Consider the following 14,240-nt stretch of genomic DNA (forward strand, 5'->3'; position numbering starts at 1 on the left):
ATCTCGCTCGCGACACCCTTCTCCTTCAGGCGGATCGCTTCCTCGACCGCGATCTCGTCGAACGGGTTCATCGACATCTTCACATTCGCCAGGTCAACACCCGACCCGTCCGCCTTAACGCGGACCTTCACGTTGTAGTCGATTACCCGCTTCACGGGCACCAGAACCTTCATGGGCGTTTGTCTCCCTTTGTCTCTTTGCCCGTGGGCCGACTGGACCTGTGGGCACTTGGATGTTGCCTGTTTCCTAGCCCCTCCGGGAACCGGAAAACAGGGAAAAAACGACACCTTCAGTCATGCCGACGCCGCGTCGGGCGCCGCGTTAGCGGCAACGCGCTCAGCGATTGGCCCCCGGCACCCACAGCACGTCGCCCGCGCCGTTGTCATTCGCCGCGCGGGAAGCGACGAAGAACCAGTCCGACAACCGGTTGAGGTATTTCACCGCCGCCGGGTTCACGTCGCCCTGCCGGGCCAGAGCCACGGCAAGCCGTTCGGCGCGGCGGCTGACGGTGCGGCACAGATGCAGATGCGCGGCCAGCGCCGAGCCGCCGGGCAGGACGAAACTGCGCAGGGGTTGCAGGGCCGCGTTCATCGCGTCGATCTCGGATTCCAGCCGCTCGACCTGCGCGTCGACCATCCGCAGCGGCGGGTATTCGGCCTGCGCGTCGCCGTCGAGATCGGGGCGGCACAGATCGGCGCCCAGATCGAACAGGTCGTTCGAGATCCGCATCAACGCGACATCCATCTGGCCCGTGGCGTGGAGCCGGGCCATGCCGACGCTGGCATTGGTTTCGTCAACGGTTCCATAGGCTTCGACCCGCAGGTCGTCCTTGGCCACGCGGTTGCCATTGCCGAGCGCGGTGTCGCCCTTGTCGCCGGTGCGGGTGTAGATCTTGTTGAGCACGACCATGGTTGAGCTCCCAGAATAGCGGGTGAGGGGAAGGGGACGGTCAGCCGCCCGAGCGGAGCCAGGCGAAGAGCACGATCAGCACCACCGCCACGAACTGCGCGCCGATGCGCCAGCGCATGATCTTGTTGGCGTTGCGCTTGTTGAATTCGCCGCCCTTGGCGAAGGTGCCGACGCCGAACATCAGGATCCCCAGAACGATCAGGGATACAAGGGCGATGACGATGAACAGCGGGTCTCTCAGCAGCATGGCGGCCTCCGGGTTAGGCCTTCTACTTAGCGCCTGCGGCCGATGATGCCAGCCCCCAAAGCGTCGCGGGTCAAAGCCGCGACAGCAGCCGTGCCACCCGCCGCTCGGACAACAGGCGCATTGCCCAACCCATCGCCCGTGTGAGCGTGGTGATCTTGTAGGACGGGCGCGGATCGGGGTCGTCGAGCGCGCGGTTGAGCGCCTTGCACACGGCCCCGGGGCCCAGTTCCCAGCGGTCTTTCTTTGCCGGCGGCTGGTAGAGCCGGTTCAGCAGGTCGGTTTCGTATTGCGCGCGGCGGGCGCTGTTTTTCCAGTCGATGAAACGCTCGAAATGCGGGATCGAGTTCACGCGGATCTTCGTGCCGATCGGGCCGGGCTGCAGCAGCACGACCTTGATCGGCGTATCGGCCATTTCCAGCGCCAGGATCCGCGTCAGCCCCTCGAGCGCGTATTTCGACGCGCCATAGGCCCCGCGCCACCGATAGGGCACGAAGCCCAGCACGCTGGAGCAATTGACGATCCGGCCATGGCCCTGCGCGCGCATGACGGGGATCACCCGGCGTGTCAGGTCGTGCCAGCCGAAGACATTGGCCTCGAAGATTGCGCGCAGGGCGTCGGTGGGCAGGTCCTCGACCGCGCCGGGGATCGCGTGGGCGCCGTTGTTGTAAAGCGCGTCCAGCGTGCCGCCGGTGGCCAGCAGCACCTCGGACAGGCCCGAGGCGATGCTGTCCGCGTCGGTATAGTCGATCCGCGGGCTCTCGAACCCGTCGGCGCGCAGGCGGTCGCAATCGGCCTGCTGGCGGCAGGCGGCAAAGACCCGCCAGCCCCGCGCGCGCAGGTCATGCGCGGCGGCATGGCCGATCCCCGAGGAACATCCCGTGATCAGGATCGACCGGCTTGCGGCGGTCATTTCTGGCCTTCCGCCTTCTCCCAGGCATCGCGCTTGCGGTAGATGGTCGAGGCCGACACATCGAGCTCGCGCGCAGCCTTGGGCACCGAATTGTTGTGCCGCTCCAGCGCGTCCTCGATCACCATGCGTTCGATTTCCGCCAGCGTGCGCCCGCGCAGCGATTGCAGGCCCAGCCCCTGCGGCTCGGCGGGGATATCGACATGGACCGGGCGGTCGGCCAGCAGGTCGGGCGGCAGCATCTCGACGGTGACGAGCGGCCCTTCGTTCAGCACGACGACATTGCGCAAAACGTTGATGAGCTGGCGCACATTGCCCGGCCAGGGCAGGGTGCGGAACAGCTCGCGCACGCGCGGCGACAGGCCCGAGAAGGACTGCCCTTCCTCGCGCGCCATCTGGATGACCAGCCGTTCGGCGATTTCGTTCACGTCGTCGCCCCGGTCGCGCAGCGGCGGCAGGTGGATCGGCACGACATGCAGCCGGTAATACAGATCCTCGCGAAAGCGGCCCTGTCGCACCTCTTCCAGCGGGTTGCGGTTGGTGGCGCAGATGATGCGCACATTCACCTTGCGCGGCTTCGTCGCGCCGACCGGCGTGATGGTCGAGGTCTGCAGGAATCGCAGCAGCTTCGTCTGCAGGTTGAGGTCCATCTCGCAGACCTCGTCCAGGAACAGCGTGCCCCCGTCGGCGGCGGCGGCGGCACCGATCTTGTCGTTGATCGCCCCCGTGAAGCTGCCGCGCAGATGGCCGAACACCTCGGATTCCAGCAGATCGACCGGGATCGCGCCGCAATTGAGCGCGACGAACGGCCCCGAGGCGCGCGCCGAGGTCTGGTGCACGGCCTCGGCGCACAATTCCTTGCCGGTGCCGCTTTCGCCGGTCACGAAAACCGTCGCCATCGAGCGCGCGACCGAGCGGATCTTGTCATAGACGTTGAGCATCGGCTGCGAGCGGCCGATGAAGGGCGGCAGGACCTGCGCGTCAAGATCGACCAGCGAAATCGCAGGTCGGTGTCGCAGCGATTTGCGCGCGTTCTCGATGGCGCCGATCAGGCGCTGATCGTCGAAGGGCTTGACCAGGAATTCATGCGCCCCGGCGCGCATCATCTCGACCGCCTTGTTGATCGACCCGTTGGCGGTGATGACGATCACGCAGGTCTGCGGCTCGTCGCGCAGGATGTCGTGCATGACGTCCAGCCCCGCCCGGTCGGGCAGCATCAGGTCGAGCAGGACAATGGACGACCGCAGCCGCCGGAAGGCCGACAGCCCGTCGGCGCCGGTGCCGTAGCATTCCACGTCATAGCCGGCGCGGGCGAGCGCAGCCTTGTAGATCATCTGCAGTGACGGGGTATCCTCGATCAGCAGCAGCGTGTCGGAATTGGATCTGGGCATCAGGCCTCGGGCGTCTTGCCTGGCGCGCGCGCGTCGGGACCGCCCGTCGCGGCCTGTTTCAGGTGGTAGAGCACGGTGTCGATCTCGCTGCGCAGGGGGCGCGTGACGACGATCAGCGCGGGCGCGGCCATGCCCTCGGCGACCTGATCCACGCTGCGCGCCATGTCCGCCAGCCTTGCCGCGCCGACAGTCGCGGCAAGCCCCTTCAGCTCGTGCGCGGCGCGGGCAATCTTGCTGCCTTCTTCCGAGTCGAGCTCGGCGGCGATGCGCTTGAAGTCGGTGATCAGCTGCGCGCACAGCTCGGCGCGCAACTCGTCCCCGCCCATCGAGAACAGGCTTTCAAGGACTTCGAGGTCCATCGCCGGTGTCGATGGTCTGGGCACGCCCATCCTGTAAATGTCATCCATGCTGTTGTTTATTCACGGTCAAAACCTGAACACTCCGTACCTGAGCATGAGATTGCGGCGTAACGTTGACACAATCAAGAGGCGAATTGGCCTCCGAGCCGCATTGAGCCCCGCCGGCAGGCCGACGGGGCTCGAAGAAGCCGGTTAACATGCGTAATTTCAGCGTTTCGGGTAACCGACCGCTTTCAGCGCCTCGGCGATCTCATCCAGAATCGCCGGGTCGTCGATGGTCGCAGGCATCTTGAAATCCTCGCCATCGGCGATCTTGACCATGGTCGCCCGCAGGATCTTGCCCGACCGCGTCTTCGGCAGCCGGTCCACGACGCAGGCCAGTTTGAACGCCGCGACCGGCCCGATCTGGTCGCGCACCAGCGCCACGCAATCGCGGACAACATCCTCGGCCGCGCGGTTCGACCCCTTGTTGAGACACAGGAAGCCCATCGGCAACTGACCCTTCAGCGGGTCGCTCACTCCGATCACAGCGCATTCGCCGACATCGGGATGCGCGGCCAGCACCTCTTCCATCGCGCCGGTCGACAGTCGGTGGCCCGCGACGTTGATCACGTCATCGGTGCGCGCCATGATGTAGATGTAACCATCCGCATCGACATAGCCCGCGTCGCCGGTTTCGTAATAGCCGGGGAAATGGTCGAGATAGGATTTGCGGAACCGCGCCTCGGCATTCCACAGCGTCGGCAGCGTTCCGGGCGGCAAGGGCAGCTTGATGGCGATGGCACCCAGCTCGCCGCGGGGCAGGGGGTGGCCGCCCTCGTCGAGCACCTGCACGTCGTAGCCCGGCATCGCCACGGTGGGCGAGCCCACCTTGACCGGCAGCGGCTCGATCCCCATCGGGTTGCCCGCAATGGCCCAGCCGGTTTCGGTCTGCCACCAATGGTCGACCACCGGCACGCCCAGCTTTTCCTGCGCCCATTCCACCGTCGCCGGATCGGCCCGCTCGCCGGCCAGATACAGGGTCTGGAGGTTCTTCAGGTTGTAATCCTTCAGGAACTCGCCATTCGGATCCTCGCGCTTGATGGCCCGCAAGGCGGTCGGCGCGGTGAAGAAGCTCTTCACCTTGTGGTTCTGGATCACGCGCCAGAAAGTGCCCGCATCGGGGGTGCCGACGGGCTTGCCCTCGAAGACGATGGTGGTGCAGCCGGCGATCAGCGGGCCGTAGCAGATATAGGAATGCCCCACGACCCAGCCCACATCCGAGGCCGCCCAGAACACGTCGCCGGCCTCGACATTGTAGAGGCCCTTCATCGACCAGTTCAGCGCCACCAGATGGCCCGCCGTCGGGCGAACGACGCCTTTGGGCTGCCCGGTCGTGCCCGAGGTATAAAGGATATAGGCCGGGTGATCGCCCGAGACCGGCACACATTCCGCCGGTTCGACGCCGTATTGGAACGTATGCCACGCGACGTCGCGGCCTTCGGTCAGCTTCGCCACTTCCTGCTCGCGCTGGAAGATGACGGTGAAGTCGGGCTTGTGGCGCGCCGCCTCGATCGCGCCGTCAAGCAGCGGCTTGTAATGCACCACCCGCCCGGGTTCGAGCCCGCACGAGGCGGCGATGATCGCCTTGGGCTGGCAATCGTCGATCCGTACGGCCAGCTCATGCGCCGCGAAGCCGCCGAACACGACCGAATGCACCGCGCCCAGCCGGGCACAGGCCAGCATCGCTTCCAGCGCTTCGGGGATCATCGGCATGTAGATGATGACGCGGTCGCCCTTTTCCACGCCCTTTGCCCGCAGCGCGCCCGCAAGGCTGGCCACCCGGTCGCGCAATTCGCGATAGGTGATGCCCTTGGTCGAATGTGTGATCGGGCTGTCATGGATGATCGCCAGCTGATCGCCGCGCCCGGCCTCGACATGGCGATCGACGGCGTTCCAGCAGGTATTGACCCGGGCGTCCTTGAACCATTCGTACAAAGGCGCGTTATCGCCGAAAAGGGCCTTCGAAGGCGGCGCGACCCAGTCGATGGCCTGCGCCTGTTCCATCCAGAAGCCTTCGGGGTCGTCGATCGAGCGGCGATACACGTCTGCGTAGCTCATGGGTCCTCCTCCTCGTCCTTAGCGTCAGTTACGCCGCGCAAGGCCCGCCGCGCAACTGTGTTACCGGCGGACAAGAAGGATGCAGGCGCAGAAATTTGCAGAATGCGGCGTGTCGTCGCAGCAAATCTTTGCAAAATATCAGGAATTTGACGGCTCCTGTGCCGAGGGCGACGGATTTGCAAATCCGCCGCCCCCGTTCTTTGCAGCCCGGGCCATCGCGACTCAGCTGTAATGCGAAACCGGGGTTCCGGCGATGGCTGCCACGTTCAGCAGCCCGCGCGCGGTGATCGACGGGGTGACGATATGCGCGCGGTTGCCCATCCCCATCAGGATCGGCCCCACTTCCAGTGCGTCCGAGCGGGTCTTGAGGATGTTGCGCACCGCGCTCGCCGCGTCGGTCGAGCCGAAGACGAGGATATTCGCCGCCCCGTCCAGCCGCGATTCCGGCATCAGGCGCGCGCGGACCTCGGGCAGGAGGGCGGCATCGACATGCATCTCGCCCTCGTATTCGAAATCGACCCCCATCTGGTCGAGGATCTCCATCGCGCCCCGCATCCGCCGCCCGCTTTCGGTATCCAGTGTGCCGAATTGCGAATGCGAGCACAGCGCCACTTTCGGCACCACGCCGAAGCGGCGGGCATGGCGGGCGGCGCCGATCACCGTCTCGGCCACCTGCTGCGGCGTCGGTTCGTGGTTGACCTGCGTATCGGCGATAAAGAGCGGGCCTTCATCCATGATCATCAGGCTCAGCGCGCCGACCGGGCGCAACCCGTCGCGGGCCAGAACCTGCCGCACATAGTTGAGGTGCCACAGATACTGACCGAAGGCGCCGCAGATCAGGCTGTCGGCCTCGCCCCGATGGACCATGATCGCGCCGATCGCGGTGGTGTTGGTGCGCAGGATCGCTCGGGCGGTGTCGGGGGTGACTCCGCGCCGCGCCATCAGGCCGTGATAGGTCTCCCAGTAATCGCGGTAGCGCGGGTCGTTTTCGGGGTTCACCACCTCGAAATCGCGGCCCGGCTTGATCGGCAGGCCGTAGCGCTCCAGCCGGCGTTCGATCACTTCGGGGCGGCCGATCAGGATCGGCACCTCGGTGGTTTCCTCCAGCACCGCTTGCGCCGCGCGCAAAACGCGCTCGTCCTCGCCCTCGGCAAAGACCAGCCGACGCGAGGCGGCACGGGCCGATTGGAAAACCGGACGCATCAGCATGGCCGAGCGGAACACCGAATGATCGAGGCTGCTCTTGTAGGCATCCAGATCGTCGAGCGGGCGCATGGCCACACCCGTTTCCATCGCCGCGCGCGCGACCGAGCTTGCCACCACACCCATCAGGCGCGGATCGAAGGGCTTGGGGATCAGGTAGTCGCGTCCGAAGGTCAGTGTCTCGCCCTGATAGGCGGCCGCCGTTTCAGCCGAGGTGGTGGCACGCGCAAGCCGCGCGATGCCTTCAACGCAGGCCACTTCCATCTCGTCGTTGATCTGCGTCGCGCCCACGTCCAGCGCCCCGCGGAAGATGAACGGGAAGCACAGCACGTTATTGACCTGGTTGGGGTAATCGGACCGGCCGGTGGCGACGATCGCGCCGGGTGACACCGCCTGAACCGCGTCGGGCATGATCTCGGGCGTGGGATTGGCCAGCGCGAAGACGATGGGTTCGGGCGCCATGCGCGCGACCATGTCGGGGGTCAGAACGCCGGGGCCCGACAGGCCCAGGAACAGGTCGGCGCCGTCGATCACCTCGCCCAGCGTGCGCAGGTCCGTGGCCTGCGCGAAGGCGGCTTTCTCGGGGTTCATATCCTCGGCGCGGCCCTCGTAGACCAGCCCGTGGATGTCGCACAGCCAGATGTTTTCGCGCCGCACGCCCAGCTTCAGCAGCATGTTCAGGCAGGCGATTCCCGCCGCGCCGCCCCCCGTGGACACGACCTTGATGTCCTCGAATTTACGCTTGGTGATGTGCAGCGCGTTGGTCGCGGCGGCGCCGACGACGATGGCGGTGCCGTGCTGGTCGTCGTGAAAGACGGGAATGCCCATCCGTTCGCGGCAGATCCGTTCGACGATGAAGCAATCGGGCGCCTTGATGTCTTCAAGGTTGATCGCGCCAAAGGTCGGCTCCAGCGCGCAGACGATCTCGGCCAGCTTCTCGGGGTCGGGCTGATCCAGCTCGATGTCGAAACAGTCGATATTGGCAAATTTCTTGAAGAGCACCGCCTTGCCCTCCATCACCGGCTTCGAGGCCAGCGCGCCGATATTGCCCAGCCCCAGCACGGCGGTGCCGTTCGACACCACCGCGACAAGGTTGCCGCGGCTGGTATAGCGTGCGGCATTGGCGGGATCGGCCTTGATTTCAAGGCAGGCCTCGGCCACGCCCGGGGAATAGGCGCGGCTCAGGTCGCGGCCATTGGCCAGGGGCTTGGTGGCGCGGATTTCCAGTTTCCCGGGCTTCGGATGCTCATGGTAGAACAGCGCCGCCGAGCGGAGAGTCTGTTTCGCTTCGTCGTCCATCTGAGTGCTCATCGACCCCTCCTCGAAATTTTGTTCAGTATTAAACCACTTTCATCGCGCCGCCAATCCTGATCGGCGGAAGCCTGCATTTTAAAGGGGCGGACAGGGCCTCCCGCCCGGATTGAGCCCATGCCAGCAGGGCCGGGATCATCGTCTCCACCCCTCCGGTCCGGCCCCGCGCCCGAATCCCCGCCCCGAGGTTTCCTTCGGCCACGGCGCCGCCGAATCGTCCTCCGCGTTCCGTCCGGTGCAGCCTGACGGCCCGCCGGAATGGCGCGGACAGGGTGCCGGATCTGGACGTGGCGCGGGTTCTGGGTTCCATCGGTTCGGTCTTTCCGGATTCGAAGCCCGTAGATACCACGATTGTCGCAATCGCGCGCGCGGTTGCGTTGGTTGCGACTGTTGCGTCGGTCAAACCGGTGACAGCGCGGACGCCGCCTGCGAACCGGCTCGCGGCGCTCTGGCAGGGTGACGCCGGGGCGGATCCGGCAGCCCTTGCATCGCCCCGCGCGCTGCGCAAAGCTGGATCAATTGGTCAATTCAGCACAGGCCCCGCCATGTCCCTTTCCGAGGCAGCCATCGCCGTCCAGAAGATGGCTTATGTTCCCTATTCCCGCTTCAAGGTGGGCGCGGCGATCCGGGCGGTCTCGGGGAATGTCTATTCCGGCTGCAATGTCGAGAATGTCGCCTATCCGCAGGGTACCTGCGCCGAAGCGGGCGCGATCGCGGCCATGGTGGCGGGCGGCGACACCGAGATCGCCGAGGTCGTGGTGGTCGCCGATTCCTGCGATCCGACCCCGCCCTGTGGCGGTTGCCGTCAGAAACTGCGCGAATTTGCGGGGCCGGATGTGACGGTGACGATGCTGACGCTCGACGGGCGCTCGCTGACGATGACGATGGAGGCGCTGCTGCCCGGCGCCTTCGCCAAGTCGCATATGGACCGCGCCTGATGGAGGCCGGGGCGCCAGACGCCCGCCCGGATGCCCGCTCGGTCATCGAGGCGGTGCGCGATGGACGGGCGGAACCCGGCCATCTGGCGTGGTTCGCGAAGGGGCTGGCAAGCGGCCGCGTGACGGATGCGCAGGCCGGCGCCTTTGCCATGGCGGTTCTGTTGCGCGGCCTGTCCGAAGAAAGCCGCGTCGCGCTGACGCGGGCGATGCGCGATACCGGCGACGTGTTGCGCTGGGATTTGCCCGGCCCGGTGGTGGACAAGCATTCGACCGGCGGCGTGGGCGATTCCATCAGCCTGCTGCTGGCCCCGGCTCTGGCCTGTTGTGGCGCCTATGTGCCGATGGTTTCGGGGCGCGGGCTGGGCCATACCGGCGGCACGCTCGACAAGCTGGAGGCGATCCCCGGCTTTACCGTCGATGTCAGCGAACCGCGGCTGCGCGCGCTCATGCACGAGACCCGCTGCGCCATCGTCAGCGCCTCGGACCGTCTGGCGCCCGCCGACAAGCGGCTTTACGCGATCCGCGACGTGACGGGCACGGTCGAGAGCCTCGATCTGATCACCGCGTCGATCCTGTCGAAGAAGCTGGCCGCCGGGCTGGGCGCGCTGGTTCTGGACGTCAAGGTCGGCTCGGGCGCCTTTCTGCCCGATGCCGAACAGGCCCGCGCGCTGGCGCGGTCGCTGGTCGATACCGCGAACGGGGCCGGGTGCCGCACCACGGCGCTGATCACCGACATGGACCGCCCGCTGGGCCTGACCGCCGGCAACGCGGTCGAAGTGGCCGAGGTGATGGACACCCTGACCGGCCGCGCGGCCACGCCCCGTCTGGTGGACCTGACCTGCGCGCTGGGCGGCGAGGCGCTGGTGCTGGCGCGGCTGGCGCGCAATCGCGACGAGGGCGCGGCGAAGATCCGCGCGGTCCTGGAGGACGGGCGCGCGGCCGAGCGGTTCGGCGAGATGGTCACGGCACAGGGCGGACCGGCCGATTTCCTTGCCGCCTATGACCGGCATTTGCCGAAGGCGCCGGTAATCCGCGACGTGCCCGCGCGCGGCACGGGCACGGTCGCTGCCATCGACACCCGCGCGGTGGGCACGGCGGTGGTGCATCTGGGCGGCGGAAGGCTCAAGGGCGGCGACAGGGTCGATCCGCGCGTGGGGTTCACCGCGCTGGCCGCGCCCGGCGACAGGGTCGGGCCCGGTGCGCCGATTGCCCGCGTTCATGCGGCCGACAAGGCCGGCGCCGAGGCCGCCATCGCCGCGCTTCAGGCCGCCTACCGGCTGGGCGACGCGCCCGCCGCGGCGGCGCTGGTGCAGGAGCATGTGACATGACCCGGGCCTTCCTGATCGTGCTGGATTCCGTGGGCTGCGGCGGCGCGCCCGACGCGGAGCAGTTCTTCAATGCGGGCGCGCCCGATACCGGCGCCAACACGCTGGGCCATATCGCGCAGGCTTGTGCTGAAGGACGCGCCGAGGACGGGCGCAGCGGCCCGCTGCAGGTGCCGACGCTCGACGCGCTGGGGCTGGGGCGGGCGGTAGCGCTGGCCTCGGGGCTGGACGCGCCGGGCCTGGGCGCCGCGCCGCAGGGCCGCTGGGGCGCCGCGACCGAAGTTTCGCGCGGCAAGGACACCCCCTCGGGGCATTGGGAGCTGGCCGGCGTGCCGGTGCCGTGGGACTGGACCTACTTCCCGAAAACCGAGCCTGCCTTCGATGATGAACTGGTGGCCAAGGTTTGCGAGCTGGCCGGCACCGAGGGGATCCTGGGCAATTGCCACGCCTCGGGCATCCCGATCATGCAGCGGCTGGGCGAAGAGCATCTGCGCACCGGCTGGCCCATCTGCTACACCTCGGCCGACAGCGTGTTCCAGATCGCCGCGCATGAAGAGGCGTTCGGGCTCGAGCGGCTGCTCAGGCTTTGCGAAGACCTCGCGCCGTTCCTGCATGCCCGCAAGGTGGGGCGTGTCATCGCGCGGCCCTTCATCGGTACGCCCGGCGCCTTCAAGCGCACCGGCGACCGCCGCGACTATGCCATCGCGCCGCCCGAACCCGCGCTGATGGACTGGGCGCAGGCGGATGGACGCGTGGTTCATGCGGTGGGCAAGATCGGCGACATTTTCAGCCATCGCGGCGTGAGCCATCTGCACAAGGGCAAGAGCGACGCGGATCTGGTCGATCACATGCTGCGGCTGGCGGACGAGGCCGAGGACGGCTCGCTCACCTTCGTGAACCTTGTCGAGTTCGACAGCCTCTACGGCCATCCGCGCGACGTGTCGGGCTATGCCCGCGCGCTGGAAAGCTTCGACGCGCAGGCCGCCGCGTTTCTCGACAAGCTCGGTCCCGGCGACATCGCCCTCTTCACCGCAGACCACGGTAACGATCCGACATGGCGCGGCACCGATCACACCCGCGAACGCGTGCCCGTGCTGGTGCATGGCGCGGGCGCGGGCGAGATCGGGCTGTGCGCCTTCACCGATATCGCGGCCTCGGTCGCCACCCATCTGGGCCTGTCCGAAACCGGCCCCGGCCAGTCCTTTCTGCAAGGGAGTTTCCCGTGAGCGAGTTGATCGACCCCGCCCTGCCCAAGGTCGAGTTGCACCTGCATCTGGAAGGCGCGGCGTCGCCCGCCTTCATTCGCGGGCTGGCGAAAGAGAAGGGCCTCGATATCTCGGGGATCTTCGCCGAGGACGGTGGCTACGATTACCGCGACTTCTGGCATTTCCTCGAAGTCTACGAGGCCGCGACCTCGACCCTGCAATCGCCTGAGGACTTTCGCCGCCTGGTGCTGGCCGTGCTGGAAGACAGGGCCGAGGACGGCGTGATCTATGCCGAAACCTTCGTCTCGCCCGATTTCTGCGGCGGCGGCGATCTGGGGGCTTGGCGGGAATACCTGCACGCGATCGAGGAAGCCGCCGAGCAGGCGCAGAACACGATGGGCATCACGCTGAAGGGCGTCGTGACCTGCATCCGCCATTTCGGCCCCGAGAAAGCCCGCCCCATCGCCCTGTGCGCGGCCGAGACCAAGGGGGATTTCATCACCGGCTTCGGCATCGCGGGCGATGAGAAGATGCACCACCCCAAGGATTTCGCCTGGGCCTTCGATTGCGCGCGTGAAGCCGGGCTGCGGCTGACCGCCCATGCCGGCGAATGGGGCGGCGCGCAATCGGTCCGCGATGCGCTCGACCATCTGCGGCCCGAGCGGATCGGCCACGGCGTGCAGGCGATCGATGACCTGGCGCTGGTCGACCGGCTGGCCGAGGACGGCATCGTGCTGGAAGTCTGCCCCGGCTCGAACGTGTTCCTGGGCGTCTATCCCAGCTTCCGCGACCATCCCGTCGACCGCCTGCGCGAACGCGAGGTAAAGATCACCCTGTCGACCGACGATCCGCCCTTTTTCCGCACCACCCTGGTGCAGGAATACGAGACGCTCGCGCGGACCTTCGGCTGGACAGAGGCGGATTTCCGGTCTATCAACGCCGACGCCCTGAAGGCGGCATTCTGCGACGAAGCAACGAAACGATCGCTTCTCGACCGCCTCACGAGGTGACGATCAGCGTGCCGGTGCCTTGGTCTTCTCCGCCCGGTTTTCTTGGTCGTTTGGTGCTGGGAACGGACGCGCTGTGGTGGAAATCCTTTGTGAGAACGCGCGGTTCCGCGCCGTCCTTAAGCGTCCGGTCGAGCCGAGCGACCTCACCGTCGTTTATTGGCCGCCGCTGATCTATCTCCGTTCGGCTACGGTTCCGTCACCTTTTCCTGGTATCCAAGCGGCAGATTTTGCGACACGGCGCGGGCTGAACAGCATCACCATCGATACCCGCTGCAACGACTGGTTTCAGGGCCCTGAAATTGACGAGATCACCGACGCGATACGGCATTTTTGCACCAGCCAGAGCGTCGTAATAAGCTATGGGATCAGTATGGGCGGGCACGCATCGGTGTCTTTTGGCCCCCTGATCGGCGCCGATTACGTGCTGGCGGTCGCGCCACAGGCTTCACTCGAGCCGAGCTACATGGCCGGCATCGGTGATACTCGCTGGCCCGACAGCGTCCCTGTTTTCCGTCGCGACCACATCCGCGCGGGCCTGTGCCGGGATGTGCAGGGTGTCGCGCTGTTCGATCCGGCGCAGCCCCAGGACGCGCACCATGTCGCGACCATCGTCGAGCGGACCCGGATCAAAGGGGTCGAGGTGCGCGGCGGCTGGCACCATCCGGCCCGGATCGTCAATAGGGTAGCCGGGATTGGCGATCTGGTGCGTGACATTGCGCACGAGCTCCGCGACCACGGGTCTGCGGCTTGCACACTCGACGCCCTGAATGGTGTGCTGCAACAGGGGTGGGAGCACCGCTTTGTCACCGGAACGACAAAAGACAGGGCGGCGCTGCTGACCGAAGTCGGCGCCGCTACGCTGGTGAGGACGCTGGAATTCCGGTCGCTTGTCGCCGCTTTCCATGACGCGCCCGGCCCGGATTTCGCTGCGCAGATCCTGCCGCTTGCCGATACGCCTGCCAGACGTCGGAGCCTGGGACACGCGCTCCTGACACACGGGTTTGCAGAGGACGGGCTTGATCTGCTTCTGGCCGATGACAAGCCGGTCTGGGGTTTTTACCACGCCGCAAGCTGCGCCTTCCTGCGCGAGCAGGCCGAGCGACTGGGAGCGGACGCCTGGCGGCGTGAGGCGCATCGGCTCGACCGTCTGGGCGATTCCGAGGCGGCTCTTTTTTGTTTTCAGACCCTGCGCGACGTGTTCGGAGGCGGGCAACAGCTTGACGCAAAGATCGCATCGCTTCAGCGTCAGTCGAGCGACGATAAGCCGAAGGCTCTCGTGGCCCGCCAGCGACCGGACCCGGCTCTTGAGCCGCGGAATGCCGGACGATAGAGACA

At 66.7% G+C, this 14,240-nt stretch carries 13 protein-coding genes and 1 pseudogene; 6 read left to right on the plus strand and 8 right to left on the minus strand.

Annotated features, from left to right (window positions below; genetic code table 11):
- From C4N9_RS16660 to prpE, 7 genes and pseudogenes are all read right to left on the minus strand, one after another.
- Window positions 1-173, minus strand: a pseudogene (locus C4N9_RS16660) (electron transfer flavoprotein subunit beta/FixA family protein); the annotation flags it as partial.
- Window positions 174-336: 163 nt separating this feature from the next.
- Window positions 337-909: a cob(I)yrinic acid a,c-diamide adenosyltransferase gene (locus C4N9_RS16665; protein WP_109534487.1), complete on the minus strand. Its 573-nt coding sequence runs from the start codon at window positions 907-909 to the stop codon at window positions 337-339.
- Window positions 910-949: 40 nt separating this feature from the next.
- A complete protein-coding gene (locus C4N9_RS16670; RefSeq protein WP_109534657.1) occupies window positions 950-1,153 on the minus strand; it encodes a twin transmembrane helix small protein in 204 nt (67 codons plus the stop codon).
- Window positions 1,154-1,226: 73 nt separating this feature from the next.
- Entirely contained in the window at window positions 1,227-2,066 is an 840-nt protein-coding gene (locus C4N9_RS16675; protein WP_109534488.1) for an SDR family NAD(P)-dependent oxidoreductase, read from the minus strand.
- Complete coding sequence (locus tag C4N9_RS16680) at window positions 2,063-3,454, minus strand: sigma-54-dependent transcriptional regulator (protein ID WP_109534489.1); 1,392 nt, start codon at window positions 3,452-3,454, stop codon at window positions 2,063-2,065. The genes C4N9_RS16675 and C4N9_RS16680 overlap by 4 nt, the downstream gene beginning before the upstream one ends.
- The gene (locus tag C4N9_RS16685) at window positions 3,454-3,861 is read right to left on the minus strand and encodes an Hpt domain-containing protein (protein ID WP_109534490.1); all 408 of its coding nucleotides are present in this window, start codon (window positions 3,859-3,861) and stop codon (window positions 3,454-3,456) included. The genes C4N9_RS16680 and C4N9_RS16685 overlap by 1 nt, the downstream gene beginning before the upstream one ends.
- Before the next feature lie 159 nt (window positions 3,862-4,020).
- Window positions 4,021-5,913 carry a propionate-CoA ligase PrpE gene (gene prpE / locus C4N9_RS16690; protein WP_109534491.1) on the minus strand — a complete coding sequence of 631 codons (1,893 nt, stop codon included), beginning with the start codon at window positions 5,911-5,913 and terminating at the stop codon, window positions 4,021-4,023.
- Between the two features lie 79 nt (window positions 5,914-5,992).
- Between prpE and C4N9_RS21955 the strand changes: the two genes are divergently transcribed.
- A complete protein-coding gene (locus tag C4N9_RS21955) occupies window positions 5,993-6,145 on the plus strand; it encodes a hypothetical protein (RefSeq protein ID WP_168192269.1) in 153 nt (50 codons plus the stop codon).
- Here C4N9_RS21955 and C4N9_RS16695 read toward each other — a convergent pair.
- Window positions 6,136-8,427 (minus strand): NADP-dependent malic enzyme, encoded by a 2,292-nt coding sequence (locus C4N9_RS16695; RefSeq protein WP_370223685.1) that lies wholly within the window; start codon window positions 8,425-8,427, stop codon window positions 6,136-6,138. The two genes, C4N9_RS21955 and C4N9_RS16695, sit on opposite strands and share 10 nt — an antisense overlap.
- 545 nt (window positions 8,428-8,972) lie before the next feature.
- Between C4N9_RS16695 and C4N9_RS16705 the strand changes: the two genes are divergently transcribed.
- From C4N9_RS16705 to C4N9_RS16725, 5 genes are all read left to right on the plus strand, one after another.
- On the plus strand, window positions 8,973-9,365 hold the full coding sequence (locus C4N9_RS16705) for a cytidine deaminase (protein ID WP_109534494.1): 393 nt from the start codon (window positions 8,973-8,975) through the stop codon (window positions 9,363-9,365).
- The gene (locus C4N9_RS16710; protein WP_109534495.1) at window positions 9,365-10,693 is read left to right on the plus strand and encodes a thymidine phosphorylase; all 1,329 of its coding nucleotides are present in this window, start codon (window positions 9,365-9,367) and stop codon (window positions 10,691-10,693) included. The genes C4N9_RS16705 and C4N9_RS16710 overlap by 1 nt, the downstream gene beginning before the upstream one ends.
- On the plus strand, window positions 10,690-11,916 hold the full coding sequence (locus tag C4N9_RS16715; RefSeq protein WP_109534496.1) for a phosphopentomutase: 1,227 nt from the start codon (window positions 10,690-10,692) through the stop codon (window positions 11,914-11,916). Before C4N9_RS16710 ends, C4N9_RS16715 begins: the two co-directional genes overlap by 4 nt.
- Entirely contained in the window at window positions 11,913-12,905 is a 993-nt protein-coding gene (locus C4N9_RS16720; protein WP_109534497.1) for an adenosine deaminase, read from the plus strand. The genes C4N9_RS16715 and C4N9_RS16720 overlap by 4 nt, the downstream gene beginning before the upstream one ends.
- Window positions 12,906-12,978: 73 nt before the next feature.
- Window positions 12,979-14,235 carry a hypothetical protein gene (locus C4N9_RS16725; RefSeq protein WP_109534498.1) on the plus strand — a complete coding sequence of 419 codons (1,257 nt, stop codon included), beginning with the start codon at window positions 12,979-12,981 and terminating at the stop codon, window positions 14,233-14,235.
- Window positions 14,236-14,240 lie beyond the last annotated feature (5 nt).

It is taken from the genome of Pararhodobacter marinus, assembly GCF_003122215.1.
Classification (GTDB): Bacteria; Pseudomonadota; Alphaproteobacteria; order Rhodobacterales; family Rhodobacteraceae; genus Pararhodobacter; species Pararhodobacter marinus.

Excerpts from the sequence above, each read along its gene's own strand:
- C4N9_RS16665 (WP_109534487.1), bottom strand. The coding sequence starts at position 909 with ATGGTCGTGCTCAACAAGATCTACACCCGCACCGGCGACAAGGGCGAC.
- C4N9_RS16675 (WP_109534488.1), bottom strand. The coding sequence starts at position 2,066 with ATGACCGCCGCAAGCCGGTCGATCCTGATCACGGGATGTTCCTCGGGG.
- C4N9_RS16680 (WP_109534489.1), bottom strand. The coding sequence starts at position 3,454 with ATGCCCAGATCCAATTCCGACACGCTGCTGCTGATCGAGGATACCCCG.
- C4N9_RS16685 (WP_109534490.1), bottom strand. The coding sequence starts at position 3,861 with ATGGATGACATTTACAGGATGGGCGTGCCCAGACCATCGACACCGGCG.
- prpE (WP_109534491.1), bottom strand. The coding sequence starts at position 5,913 with ATGAGCTACGCAGACGTGTATCGCCGCTCGATCGACGACCCCGAAGGC.
- C4N9_RS21955 (WP_168192269.1), top strand. The coding sequence starts at position 5,993 with ATGCAGGCGCAGAAATTTGCAGAATGCGGCGTGTCGTCGCAGCAAATC.
- C4N9_RS16695 (WP_370223685.1), bottom strand. The coding sequence starts at position 8,427 with ATGAGCACTCAGATGGACGACGAAGCGAAACAGACTCTCCGCTCGGCG.
- C4N9_RS16705 (WP_109534494.1), top strand. The coding sequence starts at position 8,973 with ATGTCCCTTTCCGAGGCAGCCATCGCCGTCCAGAAGATGGCTTATGTT.
- C4N9_RS16710 (WP_109534495.1), top strand. The coding sequence starts at position 9,365 with ATGGAGGCCGGGGCGCCAGACGCCCGCCCGGATGCCCGCTCGGTCATC.
- C4N9_RS16715 (WP_109534496.1), top strand. The coding sequence starts at position 10,690 with ATGACCCGGGCCTTCCTGATCGTGCTGGATTCCGTGGGCTGCGGCGGC.